Source organism: Enterococcus sp. C57, assembly GCF_040887305.1.
In the GTDB taxonomy this organism is placed as follows: Bacteria; Bacillota; Bacilli; order Lactobacillales; family Enterococcaceae; genus Enterococcus_B; species Enterococcus_B hirae.
In genome coordinates this window covers 95,744-121,150 of sequence record NZ_JBFOFP010000002.1, presented here as the reverse complement: position 1 = coordinate 121,150, position 25,407 = coordinate 95,744, and the positions used below count along the sequence as shown (strand labels likewise).

General features: G+C 36.3%; 20 protein-coding genes and 1 pseudogene. 1 reads left to right on the top strand and 20 read right to left on the bottom strand.

Features of this window, described 5'->3' with window-relative positions; translation table 11 throughout:
- Positions 1-356: 356 nt before the first annotated feature.
- From AB5M32_RS02480 to AB5M32_RS02425, 12 genes are all read right to left on the bottom strand, one after another.
- Positions 357-2,405, bottom strand: coding sequence for a hypothetical protein (locus tag AB5M32_RS02480; protein WP_178286276.1), 2,049 nt, complete (start codon positions 2,403-2,405; stop codon positions 357-359).
- 88 nt (positions 2,406-2,493) lie between these two features.
- Complete coding sequence (locus AB5M32_RS02475; protein WP_368024272.1) at positions 2,494-4,167, bottom strand: hypothetical protein; 1,674 nt, start codon at positions 4,165-4,167, stop codon at positions 2,494-2,496.
- Between the two features lie 105 nt (positions 4,168-4,272).
- Complete coding sequence (locus AB5M32_RS02470) at positions 4,273-5,616, bottom strand: hypothetical protein (protein ID WP_368024271.1); 1,344 nt, start codon at positions 5,614-5,616, stop codon at positions 4,273-4,275.
- 32 nt (positions 5,617-5,648) lie between these two features.
- On the bottom strand, positions 5,649-5,984 hold the full coding sequence (locus AB5M32_RS02465; protein WP_240187933.1) for a hypothetical protein: 336 nt from the start codon (positions 5,982-5,984) through the stop codon (positions 5,649-5,651).
- 555 nt (positions 5,985-6,539) lie between these two features.
- Complete coding sequence (locus AB5M32_RS02460) at positions 6,540-6,824, bottom strand: hypothetical protein (protein WP_174270245.1); 285 nt, start codon at positions 6,822-6,824, stop codon at positions 6,540-6,542.
- Between the two features lie 102 nt (positions 6,825-6,926).
- Positions 6,927-9,116 (bottom strand): type IA DNA topoisomerase, encoded by a 2,190-nt coding sequence (gene topB, locus AB5M32_RS02455; RefSeq protein ID WP_178286278.1) that lies wholly within the window; start codon positions 9,114-9,116, stop codon positions 6,927-6,929.
- Between the two features lie 264 nt (positions 9,117-9,380).
- The gene (locus tag AB5M32_RS02450) at positions 9,381-10,568 is read right to left on the bottom strand and encodes an LCP family protein (protein WP_368024270.1); all 1,188 of its coding nucleotides are present in this window, start codon (positions 10,566-10,568) and stop codon (positions 9,381-9,383) included.
- Between the two features lie 127 nt (positions 10,569-10,695).
- Positions 10,696-11,559, bottom strand: coding sequence for a shikimate dehydrogenase (locus AB5M32_RS02445; RefSeq protein WP_063627093.1), 864 nt, complete (start codon positions 11,557-11,559; stop codon positions 10,696-10,698).
- A 265-nt stretch (positions 11,560-11,824) separates the two neighbouring features.
- On the bottom strand, positions 11,825-12,595 hold the full coding sequence (locus AB5M32_RS02440) for an ABC transporter ATP-binding protein (protein WP_010719188.1): 771 nt from the start codon (positions 12,593-12,595) through the stop codon (positions 11,825-11,827).
- A gap of 2 nt (positions 12,596-12,597) precedes the next feature.
- Positions 12,598-13,479 (bottom strand): ABC transporter permease, encoded by an 882-nt coding sequence (locus AB5M32_RS02435; RefSeq protein WP_010737553.1) that lies wholly within the window; start codon positions 13,477-13,479, stop codon positions 12,598-12,600.
- Positions 13,476-14,516: a tryptophan ABC transporter substrate-binding protein gene (gene trpX, locus AB5M32_RS02430; protein WP_034697916.1), complete on the bottom strand. Its 1,041-nt coding sequence runs from the start codon at positions 14,514-14,516 to the stop codon at positions 13,476-13,478. Before trpX ends, AB5M32_RS02435 begins: the two co-directional genes overlap by 4 nt.
- A gap of 356 nt (positions 14,517-14,872) precedes the next feature.
- The gene (locus tag AB5M32_RS02425; protein ID WP_126343964.1) at positions 14,873-15,517 is read right to left on the bottom strand and encodes a hypothetical protein; all 645 of its coding nucleotides are present in this window, start codon (positions 15,515-15,517) and stop codon (positions 14,873-14,875) included.
- A gap of 202 nt (positions 15,518-15,719) precedes the next feature.
- On the opposite strand from AB5M32_RS02425, the gene efbA reads away from it, so the two are divergent.
- Positions 15,720-17,429, top strand: a complete 1,710-nt coding sequence (gene efbA, locus AB5M32_RS02420; protein ID WP_178286280.1) for a fibronectin-binding protein EfbA — start codon at positions 15,720-15,722, stop codon at positions 17,427-17,429.
- A gap of 145 nt (positions 17,430-17,574) precedes the next feature.
- On the opposite strand, the gene AB5M32_RS02415 is transcribed toward efbA, so the two are convergent.
- The 8 genes and pseudogenes from AB5M32_RS02415 to AB5M32_RS02380 form a co-directional block, all read right to left on the bottom strand.
- Entirely contained in the window at positions 17,575-19,134 is a 1,560-nt protein-coding gene (locus AB5M32_RS02415) for a DUF4097 family beta strand repeat-containing protein (RefSeq protein WP_178286282.1), read from the bottom strand.
- Entirely contained in the window at positions 19,115-19,450 is a 336-nt protein-coding gene (locus tag AB5M32_RS02410; protein ID WP_034697908.1) for a PadR family transcriptional regulator, read from the bottom strand. The genes AB5M32_RS02415 and AB5M32_RS02410 overlap by 20 nt, the downstream gene beginning before the upstream one ends.
- 172 nt (positions 19,451-19,622) lie before the next feature.
- Positions 19,623-20,432 (bottom strand): YusW family protein, encoded by an 810-nt coding sequence (locus AB5M32_RS02405; RefSeq protein WP_178286284.1) that lies wholly within the window; start codon positions 20,430-20,432, stop codon positions 19,623-19,625.
- Positions 20,433-20,694: 262 nt separating this feature from the next.
- Positions 20,695-21,507 carry a MetQ/NlpA family ABC transporter substrate-binding protein gene (locus tag AB5M32_RS02400; RefSeq protein WP_161637818.1) on the bottom strand — a complete coding sequence of 271 codons (813 nt, stop codon included), beginning with the start codon at positions 21,505-21,507 and terminating at the stop codon, positions 20,695-20,697.
- Positions 21,508-21,518: 11 nt separating this feature from the next.
- The gene (locus tag AB5M32_RS02395) at positions 21,519-22,190 is read right to left on the bottom strand and encodes a methionine ABC transporter permease (RefSeq protein WP_178286286.1); all 672 of its coding nucleotides are present in this window, start codon (positions 22,188-22,190) and stop codon (positions 21,519-21,521) included.
- Entirely contained in the window at positions 22,187-22,909 is a 723-nt protein-coding gene (locus AB5M32_RS02390) for an ATP-binding cassette domain-containing protein (protein ID WP_178286288.1), read from the bottom strand. Before AB5M32_RS02390 ends, AB5M32_RS02395 begins: the two co-directional genes overlap by 4 nt.
- A 405-nt stretch (positions 22,910-23,314) precedes the next feature.
- Positions 23,315-23,874, bottom strand: a pseudogene (locus tag AB5M32_RS02385) (transposase); the annotation flags it as partial.
- A gap of 146 nt (positions 23,875-24,020) precedes the next feature.
- Positions 24,021-25,253, bottom strand: a complete 1,233-nt coding sequence (locus AB5M32_RS02380; RefSeq protein WP_368024269.1) for a hypothetical protein — start codon at positions 25,251-25,253, stop codon at positions 24,021-24,023.
- Positions 25,254-25,407: the final 154 nt, after the last annotated feature.

Here is a 25,407-nt window from a genome sequence, read left to right as displayed (position 1 = left end):
AATGACAAAACAAAAAGGTCAGTGATTCTAATTTTGTTATCTGAAGATAGTCTATTCACCTACATACAAGACGTAATCACATATTTTTGAACGATCATTCGTTGAATCATTCTATTCAAAAACTAATAAAAAAACATCAAAGATAGTAGCTACTACTGTCTTTGATGTCCTTAAACACGGTTAGAATATTCTATTTTCTAGTAAATAGCTCAGCATAAAAATAGCAAAAATTAAATAATAATGGAAATAAAATTTTTTGTACTAATGTTCCCCACTTTAAGGCTACCACATAACTAGTAAAGCAAATAAAAATCACTCGTTCTTCTTATTCAATAAATCCGAATGCTACAATCATTTTATCTAGATGGGGCTTCATTACTACCTTTTTGAGGAGGTTGCGGTGCAGGACGCTTTTGAGTGTGTCCAACAGTGTTGCTTTGAGTATTGCTACTAAGTTCGTGTGATGCTATTGCGTGTGTTGTCAAATCAATCAAATTGCTTAATGAATTTCTACCTTGAGCAATGTTACTAGTACTTCGTTCGGGTAATAGTTGTGTGTACCCTGTCAAATCTTCTAACGACTTACTATCTTGAATGCTGTGACTAGCGCCAGGTTCGTGTGATGCTTTTGCGTGTGTTGTCAAATCAATCAAATTTCTTAACGAATTTCTACCTTGAGCAATGTTACTAGTAAGTCGTTCGGGTAATGGTTGTTTGTACTTTGTCAAATCTTCTAACGACTTACTATCTCGAACGATGTGACTAGTGCCAAGTTCGTGTGATGCTTTTGCGGGTGTTGTCAAATCAATCAAATTTCTACCTTGAACGAAGTTGTTTATATTCGCTATGTCTAAGAATTTCGTGGCATTCTCAGCAGAGAGACTCCATATCATGGCATCTTTATTAGACGTCTTTGGTAATTTGTCTGCAATTACTTTATCCCCTAATTTGAGCTTGCCGTCTTGAAAATGTGCATTATCAGTAATCAGGATAGCCTTTTTTCCTTTATGACTAACTAAATATAAATTGTTCTTATTCAACAAAAGTGTACACGAATTTACATTTCTGTTTTCATGCTCTCGGGGTTTATGTAAATCTCTAGGAGAACGATTTCTAGGAAAATGTTTCTTGGCCTCATTCAAATAATTGATGTTCTTTTCAACTTCTCCTTTATCTATCCATATAAATCCGTTTGACATCTTTGATTTAAGGAATAAATTTATTTTTACATTTGTATCCCAGTCTTGGACTGCAATATGTTTTGCATTTGGTGAATTATAGAGATCCTTATCAGCAAGCAAATAAGCATTTTTGATTTTCACATTCTTACCATCTTGAGATTCAATCTCTAATTTATATAGTTTATCCCTCATGGTCCCTTCTTTATAATAAAATAGATCTTTTTGTTTATTGTGACTTTGATTTTTTGGTATTGATAATGATGAAAATGCTCTAACATCCACCTTAATCCATGGTTTACTCTTTATCTGTTGTCTATCTTCCATCATTTTAAACCCATTTAGCCGCTGATTAATCTCTTCTAAAGTAAGCGAATCGACGTACATCGTTGCCGTTCTATCTCTATTTTTACCCTCCCGAGTCCAACGTCTTTGAATGAAATTATTTGTATCAACCGTTGTCACATTGGAAGGCGAGAACAGATCAACTCTCAACCCTTGACTATTTCTTTTATAATATATCCCTTCTTTCTCTTCTATGTTATCTGCGAGGAGTTTCGACTTGCTGCTCTCAGTGTCCAATTGATAAAGTTTGCCTTTATGTACCATTAATTGAACATTTACACTAAGATCGGATGACGTACGCTGCGGGATTCCTATCTTGAGATTTTCACCAATGTAAGTTGCATCTGGTTCTGTTATTGTACGTGCTGTTCTCTCGGCTTTTTTTGCTTTTTTGTATTCGTTATCCTTTTTGATAATATCGTATACTACGCGTGAATGAACAAATAACGATTGAGCGTCCTTTGAGGGATTATTCTCCATTTCTACAGGTCCAATTAAATTTTGGTAGCTATTCTTTTCTTTACTTCCTTGCGTCAATTCACCATTTATATACTCTACATCTTCAGCAATTACATAAGCTTTTTTTTCTCCTTTTTGTGGGTCCAAATTTTCTATGAAATAAAGTTTCCCTTGGTATAAACATAATAGTTTATCTATTGGATCACCTTGGTGAATATTATCTATTGTTTTGCTTGGTAATTTTACCTTATTGGGCAATTGGGAAAACTTATTTCTATAGGTTGAAATTATATCAACCAAAAATACATGCTCGTTCACCACAATATTTTTATAAGGCTCTTTGTTTTGGTCTTCTGCGATTTGGTCCTTAGAAAAATTCAGATGATTATATAGTTCCTCTTTGCTCATGTTATTTTCTATCATAGAGAGCACACCTTTCTATTTATTGTTTTTCTAAAAAGATCATTTGTTTAATATCTGCAAGAAATAATCCTTCAATAAATTTCAATAATTACCTAGATGTTCCAGGTCTTGCTCCGATTGAAACGCATGAACGAGTTGTCATGTCCTGCTCTTGTACACCATGAGCGTGGTTTTTGATTTCTTTTTTTGCGTGCTCTTGCAAAGCAACTATAGTATTAGACCGAGTAATGTTCTTCGCTTGGATTATCTCCGCTATTTCTCTGATCTCAGAGGCGACATAGGGCGGGATTCTCCATTTCATGTTTTCATTAAATGGTAAGCTGTATACGAGTACTTGACTTCCTGATTTGAGCTTTTCATTTTCATAATACACATTATCAGCAACGATTATAGCCTCCTTTAGTCTATGATTAACTAAATACAAAGTGGCATCTTTCATCAAAAGTGTATGTTTATCCGTATGTCTGTTTTCATGAGTAAAAGTTTTCTGGGCTTCAACAAAATACGCCACTTTCTCTTCTATTACCCCTTTTGGCGCCCACATCATTCCGTGTGACAACTCTGCTTTAGCGAATAAATCTAATTTTAAATCTTTTCCAGAATCCTTCAATGCAAGACGCTTTGCATCTTGCAGATCATAGATGTGTTTATTAATAAGCAAGTGAGCTTTTTTAACTTTCCCATGAACGTTGGTTTCTAATTTATAAAGAGCTCTTTTATTTCGATCGTAATAGATTAGGTCTTTATCATTCTGAGGAGTCGGACTCTCTGGTATTTTTAACGATGAAAAGTCTTCAGGATTCACCTCCAACCATGGTTGACCTGCTATCTGGTCTTTCTTTCCCATAGTTTCAAAATCTTGCAAATTCTGATTAATCTTCCCTAGAGTATGCGATTCCATATGGATTGTTTCAGTTTTATTTCTTTTTTTATTCTTAAAATATTTTTTTAAAATATTATTTTTTTGAGCCTTTTCAACATAACCTTGAAATAGCTCCACTCTCAGACCTTGCTCATTTCTCTTGAAAAAATGAACACCTCGACGTTCTACTTTATCTGCGAGAAATTTTGACTGTTTATTTTTAGGGTCAATTTGATAAAGACTGCCTTTATACAACATTAATTGAACAGTCATTTTGGGATTACTTGATGTATACTTCGGGATCCCGATCTTAAGTCCTTTACCAATGTAAGTTTGATCTGGTTGCGCTATTCTACGATCTACCCCTTTGCTATTTTTTGCTTCTTGGAAAATTTCATTATTTCTGATGATACTACACACTAAATCCGGATGAACAAACATCGTGTGAGCACCATTTGTCTTATTTTTTGTCATCTTTGCATTAGTAACTAAATTTTGGTAGATATTAAACTTTTTGTTTGCTTGGAACAAGCGGTTTTTTCGATAACTTACATCCTCAGCAATTACATAAGCTTTTCCTTTTTCTTTAAATTGGTTCAAATTTTCTATGTAATAGAGTTTGCCTTGGTGTAAGTATAATAGTTTATCCCCTGGCTCACGATGATGAATCCCATAGATTTTTTCGCTTGGTATTTTTATATTATTGGGTAATTCGGAGAAAACATTTTTATGTTTTGAAATAAGATCATCCAAAAATATATGATCGTTTCCCTTAATCCATTCATGCGTTGCTTGTTGTTGGTCTTCTTTGATTTGCTCCTCAGAAAAATTTAGCCGGTTATACAGTTGATTCTCACCTGTTGACGTGGGGTCTTCACTTCGAATATTTATATTATCCATAGTGATTACACCTTCCTATCTAAAAATATACTTTATTTAATGCATTTTTAATAAGAAACTCTCGTTCTTCTTTATAATGCAATAAATCCGAATACTATAATCATTTTATCTAGACGTTCCCACAGGTCTGTCGGAAAGAGTCGGAGCCATACGTGTCTTTTTTGGACTATTTTTAGTAAGGGATTGAGTTTGGTTTTGAACATTTTTTTCAGTTTTAGTGAAGTTTTGTGCGTGCATTGTTAAACCTTCTAAAGAGTTTCTTGTTTGAACGATGTTCCTCGATTGGTTTATTTTTGCTATTTCAAAAATTTTAGAAGCTTTGTATGAAGATATTGGCCATTTCATATTTTCATTATGCGATAAGTTGGATAAGAGTATTTTATTATCTGATTTGATCTTACCATCTTCAAAATTGACATTAGCGGCAACATTCATAGCCACCTTTGATCTATGATCAACTAAATACAAATTGGTATCTTTCAACAAAAGTGTATATACATCTTTGTTTCTATTTTCATGAGTAATCATTTTTTGGAATTCAATAAAATGCGCCACTTTCTTTTCTATTTCCCCTTTTTGTGTCCACACCAATCCGGAAAACAACTTTGGTACAGGAAATAAATTCAATTTTATACTTTTATTGATATCGTTTAATGCAAGTTCGCTTTTATGAAGTTGTTTATCAAGGTGTTTATTAGTAAGCAAATAAGCTTTTTGGACTTTCCCACGATCGTTAATCTCTAACTTATAAAGAGCACTTTTGTCGTAATCATAATAGATTAGGTCTTTATCGTTGTGAAGGTTTGGATCTTTTACTATTGTTAACTTCTTTAACGATGATATGCTATCAACATCCACCTCAGGCCAAGGTTTACTTTCTATCTGTTCCTTCTTCTCCATATTTTTAAAATATTGTAATCGCTGATTGATGTTCTCTAGGGTATCAGCTCTTACATACTTCGTTTGAGTTTTTTCTCTTTTTTCTTTAGTAAAAAATGATTTTATCAAACCTATATTGTGAGACTCTTTAAGAGTATTAGGTCTGAATAGCACCATTCTTAGCCCTTGCTCATTTCTCTTATAGATTGTTCCATCTTGAAATTTTACGTTATCTGCGAGTAGTTTTGACTGTTTATTTTGGCGGTCAATTTGATAGAGCTTATCTTCATGCAACATTAATTGAACTTTCATTTCCGGATCCCTAGTGCCATATTCAGGGGTCCCTATCTTAAGACGCTCACCAATATATGTTGGATCTGGTTGTGCTACTGTACGAGCTATCCCCTGAGTTTCTTTTGCATTTTCGAAAATTTCATTATTCTTGATAATATTGTACACTAAACTTGGACTAGCAAGTAACGTGCGAGTACCATTTTTCTTATTTTTTGTCATCTTAGTAAAATTAATTAAGGTTTGGTTGATGTTATGCTGAATGCTCGCTTGGAACAATCGTTTATCTCCATACCATACTTCCTCAGCAATTACATAAGCTTTTTTTCTCCTTTTTGTGGGTCCAAATTTTCAATATAATAGAGTTTGCCTTTGTGTAAGCATAGTAGTTTATTCATTGGATTATCATCATGAATATTACGTATTTTTTCGCTTGGTATTTTTATATCATCGGGCAATTTAGAGAACTCATTTTGATGGTTTGAAATCATACCATCCAACAATATATGATCATTCACATCAATACGTTCACCTATTTTTTGTTGTTGATCTGTTTCGATTTCTTCTTCAGAAAAATTCAGATGTTCATACAGCTCCTGATCATTCGTTAACGTTGAACCCTCGATTTGATTATTTGTTTCCGGCATAATGATTGCACCTTCCTATTTATGTTATTTTTTGCATAAAAAAATAATCATTTGTTTAGTTCTTAACCTTATTAAATATCTGGCATATAAGATTTTGTCGAAACAAAAGATTTTTTAATGCGCTTTTATTTTATAATTATTATTAGTGAGAAATAATCCATTAATTTCCATAAATAGAAATAAAAAGCACCACAAGAAATAACTTGTTATTCTCTAATATTTTTGAATTGTCGTACCCACTTCTTCGAGCTTTAGCTGTTAACTTGTCTAAAACGACAATTTTCATTCTTAAACATCTAATGTTCAAATCTTATAATCACTAACAAATCAATAACCGACATATTCACTATTGTTATAAGTAAGTGAGCTTAATTCCTTGATAATAAACGGACTTAACCTAGCATTTCCAATAAAAAAAGATCTTAAAACACAAATGTGTTCTAAGATCTTTAGTTATATATTTTACTAATTTATCATGATACTTTTATGATAAAGAAATTTAAAAGTGAATCATCAAGCTCTATTATAGCTGTGAATGTGGTTTATTTCCGGTAATCAACCAAAATACTGATGCCATAATTGTGTCAATACGGGTAGAAAGTAAATGATTACTAGTGCTGCGATGACCATCAGTAATTGCTTACGTTGTTTCTTTCGTTTCAATAGACTACTTGTTTTGTGTAAAAAGTATGTGGCACTTTTCGCTCCAGCTGTTAGTGTTGATAGTAGCAGTGTAGGTGAGTAAGCCGTAGGGTCTTTCGTGATAGACAATAATTTCGTACCATATTCTGGATATTTCAATAATGCTTGATAAACAGCAACGATCGTGATCGTTCCCATCAAATAATTTAACAATGAATGAACTTTTTTCAAACGTTTAAACTCCTTATTTATAAATCGCATGTTATTTTTGGATAAATAAACCAACACTTTTCGGAATAATTATTTTTCTTCTTTATTTTTTTCTCCTGATTTTTCCATCCACGGAAAAGAAAAACCGATCGAATAATCTGCTTTTAGTTCTAGTACCGCATCAAACTTCCCTTTTTTGCCAGTCAACCCTTTAACTACTTTACTAGTCTTACCTTTAGACAATAATTCCCGCATCATCGTTTTCGTCAGCTTCTTCTTTGCAATCGTTGGCCAAAGTTTAAAATCACAAGAAGCATTGGTACAAGTTGCTACTTTTGGATACAACATGACGATCCCTTGTTTACACTTTGGACATCTGCCTAGTTGATCATTTTTCTTCTCCAGCGCTTTGATTTGGCGCGTTCCAGTGATTTCTTCAGATAAATCGACTGAAGTCAGTTGTTTTGGCACGGATTCGAGTAAATGAAGGATGAATTTTTTGATATTTGCTAAAAAGACTTCGGGTGTGCCCTCATTGTTACCGATCTTTTTGAGGTATCCTTCCCACTGAGCAGTCATTTCCGCACTAGTCAACAAAGGTTCTTGAGCGACCGCTTTACAAAGAGTGATTCCTTTAGCCGTAACAGTGATTTCATTTTTAGTGACCTCGATATAGTGACGTTGCTTTAGATTTTCAATAATATTGGCCCGAGTCGCTTCTGTTCCGATTCCCTCAACTTCTTTTAAGATTTCTTGTGCTTCTTCATCATCCAATGTTTTCCCTGCCGTTTTCATCGCAGTGATCAGTGTTCCCTCATTGTATGGTTTTGGTGGTTGTGTTTCTTTTTGAATACTTTTCAGATCAACGCCGACCACCTGACCTTTTACCACATCTGGTAATACTTGGACTTCTTCCTGCTTGCTTTTGGTTGCCAAGATCATTTGCCACCCTTTTTTGATTGGGATTTTCCCTGTACTTTTTAAGCGAAGTTCTTGGACACCAGTATAAATCGTTGTTTCTTCATATACATAATTTTCGGCAAACATTGCCATAGTCGTTTTCGCTACTTGTAAATAGATGGCTTGTTGCAGACGTGATAATTGCGCAAAACGTTCCTTGGAAGGTATCGTTTTTGTTGGAATAATTGCATGGTGTTCTTGGACTTTTGTCGCATCAACATATCTTTTTTTCGACCATGTTTCAGGAGTCTCTACGCTGCTGATCCCTAAAAAATCTTTATAACGTACTAGGTTTTTCACCAAGTAGTGATGTTCATTTTCAGTAATGTAAGTAGAATCTGTCCGAGGATAGCTTAAAAATTTCTTTTCGTAGAGCCCTTGGGCAGCATCTAATGTCGCTTTGGCACTCACCTTCATCAATTGGTTCATTTTTGTCTGGAGGCTAGATAAAGAAAATAAACGTGGACTACTTAGTTGTTTTTCTTTTTTAATCACCGACAAGATCTGTCCTGATTGCTTCCCTAGATGCGCGCCTGATTTTTCAATTGCTTGATGTAGTGCTTCGAGGGTTTTAAAATTCTGCTTGGGATCGATTTTCCCTGTAAACCGACCATCATCACAACTGATCGTCGCTTCTATTTCATAGTATGGTTCTTTTTTGAAGTTTTTAATCGTTTCTTGTAACTGATAGATCATATATAAGGTTGGCGTTTGGACACGTCCTAAAGAAAAGCTGCCATCGATCCCTTTTTGTTGCAGTAAGAGACTGTATAAGGGGCTCCCGTTCATCCCGATCAACCAATCCGCATTCTGTCTAGCTTTCGCTTCTTTATATTTAGGAAAATAGCTCTCGCCTGGACGAAGGTTTTTAAAGCCTTCATAAATCGCCTCTTTTTCCAGCGAATTGATCCACAAACGCTGATACTTTTTGCTTTTGGAGAAGGCTTGTGCTTGAATGATAATCGACCAAGCAATGGCTTCTCCTTCACGGTCTCCGTCTGTGGCGATAATGATCGTATCTGCTGATTGTAATTCCTTTTTGACGATTGAAAATTGTGCTTGTTTTTCTTTCGGCACTTCATAGCGGAAGGTTTCTGGGAAAATTGGTAAGTTAGCCAAGGACCATTTACTCCAGCGTTCTTCATATGCACCAGGAGGGACCATGTCCACTAAGTGACCGAATCCATAAGTAATCGTTACTTCCCCACTAAACAACGGATCAACGATCTCATAATACCCTTCGTGACGTATTCGTTTCTTAAATGTTTCAGCATAAGCTTTTGCTTGGGAAGGTTTTTCAGCCAGTATAACAGTTTTCATTTTATCCCCTCCATGATTCTCAGTCTTAGAACAGACTTCTTTATTATGGAACAAACATTCGCATATGACAACCCAAAAACTATTTTTTCAAAAGAAAAAAACGACTGAAGACCCTTGTCTAACAGTCGTTTTATGAACTTAGCTTTTACAATTGGTGAAAATCCAAAGTGTTGCATCGTCCACCTATTAAAAATGGAGGACTTTTACCTAAACGAAGTGAAATAGATGATTACAGAGAGTAACTTCCTATTTCTTTTCTTCCATTTATTTACTTAAAAAATCACTGATTGCTGCGCGATTCGCGTTGTTGTCGATCACCAAAATACTTCCGGCATAACTGCTGTTTCCGAAGTTCCATGAACCTTCAACAGGCACACTTAAGCGATCCACACCACCGACACCTCGAGCAATCGACAAGAGATTTTTGATAATAAACAATGATGAAACATCCGTTGAGGTATAACCAATGGCTTTTCCGGCAGCGTAAGGGGCACGAATCAAGTTTAGGGGATTTTTTAGCTGACTAAAAATCGTATTCATGACTTGTTGTTGCCGTCTTACTCGACCAAAATCACCTTCTTCGTCTTTTCTAAAACGTGCATACTGTAAAAGTGTATGACCATCCATTTTTTGGACACCTTTTTTGATATCAACACCATCCAGATTCAAATCTTTCTCTGCATCGATCTTGATACCATTCATAAACAATGCATCGACCACTTTTTCAAACGATTTAAAATCGACTTTTGCGTAATACTGGCAATCAAGTCCAAAATTTTCTTTGATGGTTTGACGGACCAGATCAGCACCGCCATAAGCATAAGCTGCATTGATCTTATTTTGACCAACTCCTGGAATTGTTACAAAACTATCACGCATAAATGAGATCAATTTTGGTTTATGAGCAGGTCCATCTAACTGTAACACCATGATCGTATCTGCACGACCAGCATCCTCACCTCTCGTGTCACTACCTAATATCAGAATATTATGTGCGCCATTCGAAGACTGTACACCATCAAATGATTCCGTTGTAACACTCGGCAAACTGGTATCATGTTCTGCCATGGATTTCCCGACAAAAAAGGAAATGACTGAAAATAAGAATAAAAATAGGATAATGCCTAGAATGATTTTCCCCCACGAACGTTTCTTTTTTGGACGAACTTCTTTTGGCTCTTTCTTCCTCTTAAAAAAGCTTTTCTTCGTTTGATTAAATCCTTTTTTGTTTCCAGCTTTTGCATAGGAATAAGGGGTTTGATAGTCATTAGCTTGTCCTTCTCTGGAAGAATAAGAAGAATCCTGATCAGGTTGATAGATCCGAGTAGCTTCATCTCTTAAATCATTCAACGCTTTGTCCTTTTGACGTTCACGTCTAAAAAAACCGGTTGATTCTTTTTTTAATGGTTTTGCTTTTTTATGGATGTTCTTATAACGATCCATCCGACTCATTTTGTTTCCTCCCTGCTATCTGTACAAGTAAATAAAGGATACGCTATCTTCGTGATAAAAACAGCTATTTGAACCACAATTTAATAAAAAATAACGAAATGAGACAAGCCATTACACGTAAAGCTCGTCACACTTCTTGTTCTAATCGTTCTCGTATGTTCTGGACTGGCATTTCTCGATGTGTCCACAGTTCAAAAGCAATTGCTCCTTGATGAATCAACATACCTAAACCATTATAGGCTTTGATTCCCATTTTTTTGGCTTCTTGGATCAAACGTGTCTCACTAGGGGAGTAGATCAAGTCAAAGACGGCTAATTGCGAATGCAACAACTTTACATCAGCAATCGGTAATTGGTCTTTCTTGCTTCCCATTCCGATATCAGTTGCGTTGATCAATAGATTCGCCTGACTCAAATCTAATGCCAGTTGACTTTCGTCCGCATAATCATGTAATCGGATGGGACAACCTGTTTTCTCAGAGACTTTCGCAAAATACTCTTTTAGTGGTAAAAAAGTGGCATTCAAACGTTTGTAGATCGTGATTTCTTGTGCGCCTTCTAGTGCCATTTGTACGACAATTGCTTTTGCTGCACCACCTGCTCCCAGAACAACGATTTTTTGATTTTTGATTGGATGCCCCGTTTCGTTGACGGAACGTACAAATCCCATACCATCTGTATTGTAGCCAATCAAACGTTGCTCCTGGTGAACGATCGTGTTGACCGCTCCGATCAATTCCGCTTCAGGGCTTAACTGATCAAGGTATGCCAAGACAGCCGTTTTATTCGGCATTGAAACATTTACGCCCAACATATCTAATGTGCGGATACTCTCAACGGCTTGTCTTAGGTTCGTTTGATCTACCTCAAAAGCCAGATAAACGGCATCAATACCCCAATGTGAAAATGCCAGATTGTGCATGAGCGGTGAAAGACTATGAGAAGCAGGCTTTGCAAAAAAGCCTGTGAGTTTTGTTTTACCAGAGATCATCTTTTTCCTCCTTATAAAATAAAACAACCATCCAATCCTCGTAAACATGACACGAGACATCAGATGGTCGATTGTTTAGTTCTGTTTCTTGTGCTTTTTCTTATGTCTATGATTGACGAGTCTTTCTAAGTTTAAAGGAGGTATGAGAAACTTGTCAACATGATTGTCAAACAAGCGGGGCCTCTTTCTCATTCATTTAAAACAAATCAATCTACTATAGGCATACTAGGCATAAGTAGAAGGAAAAGCAGTCAGTAATCAAAAACTAATCTAACACTTCTTCAAAAAATTGTAATAGATCCGCTAGTGACAATTGCTCTTTTTCTTCTTTAGACAAATCTTTCACGATTCGTCCTTTTTGTAAAACGATCAGACGATTCCCATAATTCAAGGCATCTTCCATCCGGTGGGTGATCATCAAGCAAGTCAAGTGTTGTTCAGTAATCCTGCGATTGGTTAATTGCATCAATGATTTGGCAGTTTTAGGATCGAGCGCTGCTGTATGTTCATCTAATAGCAGCAACTCAGGCGCTTCAATGGTCGCCATCAACAAACTCAATGCTTGGCGTTGCCCTCCTGATAATTCCCCAGCTGGCGTATCTAAATGCTGCTCCAACCCATTTCCAACTTCTTGACACAATTGATAAAATTTTTCTCTTTGGTTCTTTAGGTTACGGAGACGAAGGGGTCTTTTCTTTCCTCTTTTTTGAGCCAAAAGCAAGTTCTCTGCTACTGTCATCCTTGGAGCTGTGCCCATCTTAGGATCTTGGAACACTCGAGAAAGAAAAGAAGCCCGTTTTTCTTCTGTTTCTTTCGTGATATTCCGCTCTTTAAAAGCGATTGATCCTTGACTTAATTGTAATGTTCCTGCGATCGTGTTGAACAGCGTACTTTTTCCCGCACCATTTCCACCAAGGACCGTAATAAAATCGCCTTTATTGATTGTCAAATCAATTCCATCTAATAATACTTTTTCTTCATTCATTCCATTGCTAACGACTTTTTTTCCATTTTTAATTGTGATGATCGCTGTCATGGTCAAACCTCCTTCTCAAAACCGGTTTTAAGTTTCAATGCTTGTTTTAACTGAGGAATCATCAAACAAATGGCTAAAATAATAGCGGAGAAGAGTTTGAGATATGTTGTGTCAAACCCAAGTTTAATGACGATCAGGATCAATAATTGATAGATGATGCTTCCCACGACAATGGCAATCAAGCGTTCTGCTAACGTTAATTCGTGGAAAATCACTTCTCCAATAATGATAGAAGCTAGCCCGATCACGATGACACCAATTCCTTTATTGACATCGGCATACCCATCATTTTGTGCAATCAATGCACCTGATAAAGCAATAACACCATTTGAAAGAGTCAATCCTAAGATTTTCATTCGATCTGTTTTGATCCCTAAGGAACGAGCCATCGTTTCGTTGTCTCCTGTCGCGATATACCCTTGACCTAAATCGGTATTGAAAAAGAACAGTAAGACACCAATCAAGAGACTTAATGCAAGCAAGCCAAGTAACACGGTATCAAAATAGTCAGGTAAATGAAGACCATTGAACGTATCTTGTAAAATCGAATGATTCAATAAAGAAAGATTTGGTGTGCGCATCACGAATAAAATCACCGAGTTTAATCCAGACATGACTAAGATTCCGGCAAGGATCACGGGGATCTTTCCTTTGGTATACAACAGCCCCGTAACTAGTCCGGCAAGCATGCCTGCACCCACGCCAAGCAGTGTTGCTAAAACTGGTGAGATCCCATGAGTGATAGCTGTCACACAAACTGCTCCACCTAATGGAAATGATCCTTCAGTCGTCATATCAGGAAAATCCAAAATCCGATAAGTCATAAAGATTCCTAATCCTAAGATTGCCCATAACATCCCTTGTGAAATTGCTGATACGATCATTGTTCATCCCCCTCGTCTTTCGGTTCTTCTGAAACATTTTTAGCTTCTTGCTTTATAGAATCAGGAATCGTGATCCCTAATTTTTCCGCCTGTTTTTCATTGATGATGACATCGCCTTTATCAAAGACGTAAACAGGTGTCGTTGCTGGTTTTTCTTTTCCTAGTGCAAGCATCGCCGCCATTTTCCCACTTTGAACACCTAAATCATATTGATTGATCCCAATAGTTGCCAAGCCACCTTGTTCGACCATTGAATCAACTGAAGGGATCACTGGGATCTTCGCTTTATCGGCTTCTTTTACCACTGTCTGCATAGCATTAGCAATTGTATTGTCTAAAGGAACATAAATGAAATCCACTTGTTGACTCATCACTTGGACAGTTTGGGCGATTTCATTCGTAGAAGGTACAGCATATTTTACTGAAGTCAAACCTGCTTTTTGAATCGCTTTTTCTGCTTGGCTTACTTGGTATTTGGAATTATCTTCTGAAGAAGCGTATAAAATCCCGACTTTCTTCGCATTCGGCAACAATTCAGCACCTAACTTGATTTGCGCTTCAACAGGAGGCTGATCAGATACGCCTGTGATGTTTCCACCTGGTTCTTTTAAAGACTTCACTAAGCCGGCACCAACTGGATCTGTGACCGCACCTAAGACTAGTGGAATCGTATTCGTTACATTAGCTAAAGACTGAGCAGCCGGAGTAGCGATCCCTACTAGGACATCTGGGTCAGCTTGTACTAATTGTTGACTCATAGTGGCTAATTTACTTTGATCTGCTTGCCCGTTTTGAAAGGAGATCGTTAAATTTTTTCCTTCCTCAAGCCCTGATTGTTCGAGACCGTCTTTGATCCCACGGTAAATTTCATCTAATGCCGGATGGCTCACATATTGCAAAACCCCAACGGAAACAGTTTGATCCGTTTCTTTTGGTTTCGATTCAGTAGAAGCAGGCGTTATTTTTTCATAAATAAAGGTTCCTACTAAGTAAAGCATAATAAGTGCAACAACTGTGATCAAACGTTTATTTTTCATTTTTCTTCCCCCTCATTCCTTTAATCATCATTATTCAAGTCTGGTTTCTGACACGAACTGACAAAAAAAGACAATCACCCCAACGGTAATTGTCTTCTTACATACAAAAAACCGCATAGATCGAATCTATGCGGTAGTCAAATTTCTTGTCCAGCATAGATACAAATTTTAGATTTGTACTCTAAAAAGTTGTATCTACGGTCAAAGTTCGCCATCAATACAACTTATCTACGCCAGTTACGCCAAGCTTGAATTGTTCCTGCTAAAAATTGGTTTGATAAGTTCATTGTGGATCACCCTTTCCTTAATAATTAATCTAAGTCTAATCGAATTTAGCATGTTCGTCAACTGTTTTTTTATTCCGTCTTATTTCCAGCATTAAGATCTGTTCCCAGTTGAGTATTTGTCGAAGTCGTTTGCGTTTCTTTCCCAAGTTCTTCTTCTAATTTCTTGATATTCGCTAATGGCAAACGATTTAATTCGGGAATCAGCTGCGTAGGGAAATCACTTAACTGATTTGCGTTATAGACTAAGCGATTGGTTTCTTTGCCATTTTGGAAAAAGATTACCGTCAAATGCTCTTGCTTTAAATCGTAGCGTTGTTCTAATTCATTGACCTGATAAACCAATGGGTAAAAATAAATAGGGCGATTCAATTCCGCCATTTTTTTTGGATCATGAAAAATGTCCATTAATGCTTGATACATTTCTCCACTTGGCACACTGAACAAAACTGAAATAGCTTTACTTTCTTCAATTGTTTGCGAGGCTTCATTGATATTCAAAGGTTTAAGCTTAGGAGAATTGATTTCTGCATAGACTAAGCTCTCCACCTGTGCTTCTCTAATATTTTTAGGAAAGACAAACATCGTGATCGTAATGACCAGTGAAACAAGGAATACGAACAATAAACGCATAAAATAGCGTTGTGGATGCGTATCGAAATCAGCCAAAAAATGATGGTATTTGACTTTGATGGTCTCACTTATCTCTTTCCACATAGCGATCACCTTCTTTTTCGTTTTCTTTTATTATACCTAAGTTTGAGGTAGATAGAAAAAAATACATTTAAAGAATATCGATTATTTTTCAATCCAGTATCTTTTTATGATCAAATCAGTTGATAACTACTTAGTAAATTGGTCTTTCTACGTTTTTTTCGTTATAATGAAACTACTTATGAAAAGAAATGAGGAATGAACCATGTCCTTTGATGGTGTCTTTACTCATGCAATGATCAATGAATTGCGTGAGACTCTATTATCTGGTCGGATTTCTAAAATCCACCAACCTTACGAAAATGAAGTCGTATTAGTGATTCGCTCACGTGGTAAAAATCAGCGTTTGCTCTTATCTGCACATCCTAGTTATGCTCGAATCCAGATCACTCAGATCGACTATCAAAATCCAGACACACCACCAAACTTTGTGATGATGTTACGCAAGCATCTTGATGGGGCAATTTTGGAGTCGATCGAACAAATCGAAAACGACCGAGTGATCCACTTTCATTTCACGAAACGAGACGAACTAGGAGATCTCCAAAATATCATTTTAATTGTGGAACTCATGGGACGTCATAGCACGATCATCTTAGTGAATAAAGAATCAGGAAAAATCTTAGATGCGATCAAGCATATCGGTAGTTCACAAAACACCTATCGTTCCCTTTTCCCTGGTGTAGACTATATTGCTCCACCTGAACAAAACCAGCTGAATCCCTTTAGTCAGGAAAAAGAAAAAGTCTTCCATCGGCTTTCTCAAATGGACTTGACACCAAAAGGAATCCAACAACAATTTCAAGGAATCGGTTTTGATACTGCGCAAGAATTGGTAGCTCGCTTAACAGAACGCCCCAATGAAAAAATGTTGGTATGGCAAGAATTCTTCACAGCAATCGACACCCAACGCTCCCCTAGCCTTTATGAAGTAGCGGAGAAAGAATATTTTACGCCGATCAACTATCGTTTCTTTGACTCAAATACGCAACAAAAAAAGATGTACCCGACTCTCAGTGCGTTATTAGATGCGTTTTATCAAGAAAAAGCAGAAAAAGACCGTGCCAAACAACAAGGTGGCGAGCTCATCCGCAAGATTGAAAACGAGCTTAAGCGAAACAGAAATAAACTGAAAAAACGGGAGCAGACCTTAAAAGATTCGGAAAATGCCGAAGATTATCGTCGAGATGGCGAACTATTAACTACTTTTATGGCTCAAGTACCTCGGGGCGCAAATGAAGTAACATTGCCTAATTATTATGAAGAAGATCGGCCGATCACAATCAAGCTTGATCCAGCATTAACGCCCAATCAAAATGCCCAAAAATATTTCCATCGCTACCAAAAACTAAAAAATGCCGTCAAATTGATTGGTAAACAGATCGAAGAAGCCAAAAATGAGATCGATTATTTAGAATCTGTCTTGTCCCAATTAGAGATTGCTGGACCTATGGATATCGAAGTGATCAAAGAAGAATTGACAGCAGAAGGTTATTTAAAAAAGAAATCTTCGAAAAAACAAAAACGCAAGAAACCTTCACAGCCAGATCAATATCTTTCTACTGATGGTACGTTGATCTTGGTAGGGAAAAACAATCTTCAAAATGATCAACTTTCCTTAAAAACGGCGAAGAAAACAGACTATTGGCTCCATGCCAAAAATATCCCTGGCTCTCATGTCATTATCAAAAGTGACCAGCCATCTGATGAAACGATAACTGAAGCCGCTGAATTAGCTGCTTATTTCTCAAAATACCGTCATTCCGCCCAAGTACCAGTGGACTTGGTTCAAGTCAAGCATTTGCGCAAACCGAATGGCGCAAAACCAGGCTATGTGATTTATGAAAATCAAAAAACGATCATTGTTACTCCGGAAGAAGAAAAGATCAACAAGATGAAACAGATACCTAACTGATGTAATGCAATTTAATCTAGTCAACAGTATCGCATCTGGCCATCATCGATGAGTAAGCACTCCCCTTTTTATTCGCTAACATGACAAGTGCCTGTTCCAGAAAATATCGGATGATTTTTTTGGAGCAGGCACTTGTTTCTATTATCTAGCTTTTCCCCTCAAGTTCCTTTTTTAAGACCATGATATTGCCTTTTTCAGTGGAGATGTTTATAGTGTTCGCCTCGTCTTTTGTCTGCTCTTTAAACTGATTAGTTATTTCCCCGAACGTACTACTTAAATCAAAACGACTAACAACGTCTTGTGACTGCACCCACTTCACATGACCACTAGCACTTTTCACTGTTGCTTCTAAAGGGACTTGCTGACTGACGATAACCGTCCCTGAATCATTTCCTACTGATAAACCACCAGTTAAATCCGTCAATACCAATTTCCCAGAGCCATTTTTTATCGATGTGTCTCCTGCTTGTTTTTCAATAATCGTAGTCCCTTTCATATTACGGGCAGTCAATCGTTGAATCGCTCCTGATGAAACAATATTTTTTCCTTCGATATTATTCAATTCCATTTTTTCACTCATCGTTGAGAGAACTTTTATTACCCCACTGTCAGTCACTACCCGGATTTTTCCTTGACCATCAGAAAGAATTGTTTTTCCAACTTTATTTTTTATAGCCAGCTCAGAGAAAAATTGATGGACGCTAACATCGGAAGATTGGCTGTTTATCTGGATCATTTTACTATAAACATCGGTTATGCTTATTCGTCCTTTTTTCATCGTCAAATTAATCTTTTCTGCATATGTATGATTTAATGTTACTTCTCCTTGTTCTAAATTAAAACGAAGGAATTTATGTTTGGTATTTTCCGGAAGATAAAAAATGATCTCAACTTTCCCCATGTTTTGTGACCAGTCAAAAAAACTTGGGTGTCCAATGGTCAAGTTCATTTTGTTGCTACTCATGCTGAATAGCTGTTTTTGATCTTGCTTTCTGATATGACCCTTGATTTCTACTTTCGCTGTTTCATTTTCGGATAGTTGGATTACACTAATATCTACTGGATATGTGGAAGACACATTCAACGACTCAATCGCATTTGCTTTAAGTTCTATGTCTCTTGTCAAAAATTGTCCTTGATAAACCCAGCTGTGGCTGAATACAAGTAATAGGTTACATAGAAAACTAACTATTCCCACAAAATAAACTAGAAACAGACCTTTCCTTACCTGCTCAGGTTTCTTTAATACAATAACGAAACATACCGAAAATAACGACGAAGCCACGGCTCCCCACATCATAACCTGTTCATAAATCAGATAGTATAGTACCATCATCAAAAAATAGAAACTAGTCACTAGCAATAAAATTTGGAACAAAAACAAGAATAACTTACCTAGTTTGATCATCCAACGTTTTAAGCAAGAATTACGCTTCAATTTATATTCACGTACCAGGTCTTCGCCAGCAATTATATCTTGCTTTGCTTTCATCGCTTTTTCTAAGCGTTGGTCCTCATAATAAGCTTCAGCAATTTCTTGCGGACTTCCCAGAGCTTTTAAAATCGCTTCACAAGATTCTCCTTCTGCCATCCTTACTTTGATTTCTCTTGAAAGATCTGCTTTTATTTCAAGAAAAGCTTCTTTGTCTTTTTCTAAAAATAATCCTTCTAACGCTTCAAAAAAATCATTCATTTGCTCTCTCATCTTCCTCCTGTTTTAACAACGCCACATTTTCTACAAACACCATCCATTCCTTATTTAAATCTGCCAGATATTCTTGTCCCAGTGAAGTGATTTGGTAGTATTTGCGTGCAGGCCCTCCTTTTGATTCTTTAAGGTAGGTCACACAATACCCTTCTTTGACAAATCGTCTCAATATTGGATAAAGCGCTCCTTCTGTAAGCGGAATATTTTTGTTGACCAATTGGGTAATTTCATAACCATATCGATCCTTATTTTTCAGTAAATAAAGAACGCATAATTCCAATACACCTTTTTTAAATTGATTTGATTTTCCCAATAACTTCACCTTCCATAATCCATGCTGCCATGTTTTCTTTTTCTCTATTTTGAGTCTACCTTATTTTCCCCCCCTAGAAAAGAAAAAGGTGGACAGAAAGTCATGAGAACCTTGTGTTAGACTGATTCTCTAACGCATTCCCATTTATTCCTTATACACCTTTTTTCCTGATCTACTTATACTTGATTTTGAAATCTACTTTTGTTTTATCTGCATATTTCACTTTAAAAGCAAATTTTTTCAACCCTTTTTGATTCGCATGTAACTGCTCCATGATATGCGTTTTGATTTCTTCTTGACTGCTTGTTTTTGCATCTAGTCCTACAAACAGTGTTTCGACATAGGTCTGCGCTTTTGCATCCTGTAACTTAAGACCTGTTTGTTCATTTTTGACTTCTGCTTTGATTTTGCCATTTGACTTGACTTCATAATCTAGTTTGATTTTCTCTTTCTGATACTCGATTTCAATTTCAATTTCTTTTACCAATGAACGTAGCGCTGAATCGCCTGGTACGTTGGTGTCTTCTTCTTTCTCAGGTTCATCTTTTGGGACGGTTGGCTTGTCGACAGATCCAATTGTCCCAATGTTTATTGTGCTGTAATTAGGTTTGTTGATGACAACGACTTTCAATTGGATATTTTGGTTATTTGCCATACTTGTCAAAATACCTATTGCTTGATATGTACTTTGCGCCATTCTTTTAGTAATTCGTTGTGCTTCAGTCGAAGAATAACCAAGAGCCAACCAAACACGTTCTTTTTTCAATGAATCATACATGCGCTGAATGGACGCTTCTGTTGGTTCTAACACTATTCCCGTTACAGCTGTTAAGTCTGCTTTGGTAAAACTCATGACCTTCTCATACTGGTTTTCTGAAATTACTGTTGCAGCAGAAACATCTGGTGAGCTTGCCAAAGTAGTGGCTCCAGTGGATAGAATGATTCCCGCTAATAATAAACCTGTCAATTTTTTCATTTTCATATGTATTCCTTCTTTCTGATATATGTAAGTATTTCTGTGTTGCACCACTAATATACAATGAATAGTACTTAGTGTCAAATAATAGTGAACAAGTTAATCGTTAGCGTTTGGTTTATCTGTTGCTATCTTTGAACGGGTTCATCCAAGCACTTCACTCTTGTCTTTCATGACAGCAAAAAAACGAGTAGGATGACGAATGCCACCCTTACTCGTTTGTTAAAAACAGGCGTTTTGTTGATTCCTTCTCACTTACTTCGTTCTTTTAAAAAGCTGGAATATTTGCGCCTTTAGAATTTTTCTTAATATACTCAGCGACTTCTTTCGTCGTCATTGCTTTTTTCAATACGTTGATTTTCTCGCTGTCTTTTTCCCCTTCTCTCGTTACCAATTGCAAAGCGTAATGTTTGCTGGCAGCTTCATCTTCCAGTAAAATCGCATCTTTGGTCGATAAGCCCGCTGGTTCTAAGTAAGCAGGGTAACAAAAGACCATCGCAATGTCCTTTTCATCATAGGCTTTTACTAGATTCAATAAATCGATTCGTTCAAATTGAAGATTTTTAGGATTGTCAACGATATCCGCCACTGTACCGTTGAACCCCATGTTATCCTTTAATTTGATAACACCATTTTTATTTAAGATCGCTAATGCTCGACCTTCATTTGTTGGATCGCTTGGAATACCGACTTTAGCATTTTTGGGCAATTGATCAGCATTCTTATAGTTTTTGGAATAAAAGCCCCCCGCAAAATAATAAATGGGTTGAACGGCGACTAAATCTGCTTTTTTTTCTTGATTGAACATTTCCATAAACGGTTCATGCTGTGCAAAATTGGCATCTGCTTCATCATGTTGAACGGCATCATTATAAGCCACATTGTCACTTACTTCCATAATATCAATGGTGTAACCCTGTTTCTCCGCTTCTTTTTTGGCAATCTCCAAAATATCTTTTGATGACTCTAACTGAACAGCCACTTTGATTTCCTTTTTGTCTTTATCCGCTGAATGACCTCCACAAGCTGCTAAAGTTAAGATCGCAATCATTGCGAAACCAATCAAATAAAACTTCTTCATTCTTCTTCCTCCTATTTTCGTTTATCCAGTGTCTGAGCAACAAAGTTTCCCAGCATTTGTAAAATAAAGACTAAAATGATCATGATCACAATGGCGACATACATGACCCCATATTCATAGCGTTGATAACCGACACGAACAGCAAAATCACCGATTCCGCCACCGCCAATGACTCCCATGACTGTCGAATAGGAAACCATACTGACAGTCGTCGTCGTATACGCCAAGACTAAACCACTTCTCGCTTCTACTAGTAAAAAATGCCAGATATATTGGAAGCGAGTCGTCCCTAATGAATTAGCCAATGCATAAGTTTCGTCAGAGACATCCAGCAAGACCTGTTCAACTAGCCGGGCAAAGATAGTGATCGCAATGATACTAAGTGGTACAGAAGCTGGTATAGGACCAAAGGCTTTGCCTAATACTGCACGAGTTACTGGGATCAACGCAATCACAAATAATAGATATGGAAAAGAGCGGATCACTGTGACTAAAAAATTCAAGGTCCAATAAATCCAAGGATAACGACCTCGAACTTTAGGGTTCGTCAAAAACAACCCTAAACCTAGTGGCAATCCTCCAACCACAGACACGCCCATCGAAATAGCCATCATGATGCCCGTTTCTTCGAGACTGGTCAGTAGCGCTGGCCAATACTCCATCATGCTTTGTGAATGAATCATTGCGCTAAGCTCCTTTTTATTTTTTCAAAATACGTCAAGTTTTCTTCCGTAAATCGTTGTGGGTGATTTCTTAATTCGCCAATCAACTCGCCATTTTCCATGACCAAAATTCGTTGGCATAAGCTTTTCACGGTTTCTAATTCGTGACTAACAAAGAAAATTGTCGGCTGGAATTCTTCATGGACTTTATGCAATAAACGAATCACACTTTCCGTATTTTCTTCATCTAGTGAGCTGGTGGCTTCGTCACACAATAAAATTTCTGGATCACGTGTCAACGCCCGAGCAATCGACACTCGTTGCTTTTCACCGCCAGATAGTTTTACTGGATATACAGCATCTTTATGAGCCATCCCAACAAAATTTAATAAATAATCGATTTTTTCACGATTCTTTTTCTTTTGCAACTTCAATGGTAATGCCACATTTTCATAGACCTTCAAGTTATCTAATAGATTATGGTTTTGGAAAATCATCCCCATTTTTTGTTTTTGCTGCCTTTTTTCTTTTTTGTTCAACTTTTGAACGGCCACACCATCGATTAGGATTTCCCCACTACTAGGTTCTTCCATCAAGTTTAACAAACGAAGTAACGTGGATTTACCAGAACCGCTTTTTCCCACGATTCCGATGATCTCACCTGGTTCGATTGTCAAATGAATATTCTTTACCGCTTGCGTGCCTTCATAGCTTTTAGTTACATTGATCAATTCAATCATCTGTTCCTCCAACGAAAAATAGTACACCTTATCAAACTGTTTGATAAAAATAGATAAATCAGCTTATTGATTTTCTATTTGAATAAAAAACGCTTCCTAAATACTAACTGTTTCTATAATGGCGGAGTATTCGTAAAAAAGCAACTTTTTTACTCATCTTCTATCTGTTTTTTAACTGTATTAATAATGGTGTTTTATAAACCGATTTATCTGTATCTTTTAAGAACCCTCACTGTAACAAGCATGTATTCCATCTATTGCCATTAATCACCATAAGCTAACAACGTTGTTATTTCTTTTTTCAACAAATTCAGTTTATTTTTCATAAAAACGAAAAATTGGAGGAAAAGAAAAAGCGGTCAAACGATCGCTGTTGTCGATCGTTCAACCACTTTTTCAATGGCTCTATAATTTGAGAGTGGGACAATAGTTCTTTCTCAAAAAGAAAATAAGTTTGACTTTGATGGCTAGTGTCAAAATCGAACTTATTTTTTCTATTATGTACACTTTCCTCTCCATATATTTTCCTAATTTTCTTAAATTTAATGCCATCAGTGCCAAACCAATATCAATCGTTGCTCCTTGTTTCCCACGCAAATGGAAACGATGGAACGCCAAGTGAGTCTTCAGATTCCCGAACACTAGTTCGACTTCGATTTTCTCCTCTAAAAGCTTTTTTATGCATTCTGCTTTGAAATAGCGCCAATTATTATTTACTTGAATTTTTCGCTTTTATTCACTTTTCGCACGCGTACATTAACGACGGACTGGACAGTTCCGACAATCCTCACATTCATAGATTTTGAAATCTTGAATAAAGCCACCTTCATCTTTCGACTATCATTTTTGAACGGTATCGGACGATTCGCTGGGCAAATGTATTCATCTTGTTCTTCAAGGTAGTGCCAGTTTTCCACGTTAAATGGATTCTCCTTGTATTTCTTTTTGTTTTCTTTGTGATAACTTAGGATCTTTTTGATTAATCAATTAATCAACATGAAATAACAAAAAAATCTGAGACAGAATGAGGTTCATTCTGTCTCAGATTTGATTTTACACCACTCATCAGTCCTTATTGACAAAGAGCCAAGGTTTACACACTTTTTGTAGACTATCTTGTCATAGATATAGTTGTATTTTGTGCAATAGGTTTCTCTGAATTATTTATAACTATACTTTCTAGTTTTTTTGAAAGGTTCTGTTTCAATGATATGTCTCTTTTATTTCTTTCTTTAGCAAAGTTAATATTGAGTTTATTATACTCATTAAGAAACTTTTTTGCTTCAAAAGGACTTATTTTCCCTTGGCCTTCAAGCGAATTTATATGATTTACCTCCTTAATTATTTCAGCTTGAATATGAAATTTTTCCGACTCTAATTTTGGAATTATGTTACGATTTATCTCATTAAGGTCTGCTTTTACGTCACTAATATTACGAGGATTTTCAAATTGAGTCCTATACTGATCCTGTAATAGTAAAAGTAACTCTTTTTCTTGCCTACGGAAAGCATTGATTTCTTGAGTTCCCTCGTTGAACTGGGATATAAGTTTTTTACTTCTCATTAGAATACGTTCTGTTTCTTGTAGAGAAATAGTAGGTTGCTCTGTGTGTGATGTTGTCGTAGGTTGCTCTGTGTGTGATGTTGTCGTAGGTTGCTCTGCGTGTGATGTTGTCATAGTTGATTTACTTGTGCTCACAGAATGGGTTTTCTTTGATTCTATAGACTCTTGTAATTGATTTACCATGTCTTTACAATTGGATATAAGATAGTCGATATGCTTTTTATTTGTACTTAAAACTTTTATTTCTTTATAGCATTCTTTAAGCATTTTTTTGTTCTTTATTTTATGCTTTCTTAAATTTACCTTTTGCTGTGTCATTTTACCATATTCAATTACTATATCATTTCTTAGTTTACGGAATTTCGAGCAAAAATTTTGAACCCGCCGGAGATTCGTTTGTAATTGATTAACTTCTATAGAACTTTCAGTAGAAATTCCCTCTTTTAATTTTTTAAAATCTGTCTCTTCTTGCTTAATAAGATTCTTTATTTTTTTATGTAAAAATTTTTTAGCAGAATATGGCTGTCTTGAAACATCATCTTGTATTTTATCTAAATGTTTTAAGTTCCCCTTATTTCTGTGTTTTGAGTGTAGTTTTTTGTGTGGATAAGTTTTATCAGATAAACGGGTGGTTTCATTCCTGTTTTCTAAATCTAGTACTTTTCCTAATCCCCTCCCTTGATTTTGGTTGTCTAAACTAGGCAGTGCCCTTGCTCCGCCTATTCCACTTGCTATGCTTAAAGCATTAATAAAAGTAACTATCATTTTGTCTAATCTCATATGCCATCAATCTCCTTTTCATTTAATGATTTTCACTTATCCTACGGAAAATAAAAACTTATACAGAAAAAATTCTGTTTCAAAAGCCATAATGCACCGATCATCAAAAGTTAGACCAAAAATCTAACGTCTGGAACTTTAATTTGCCCAAAGT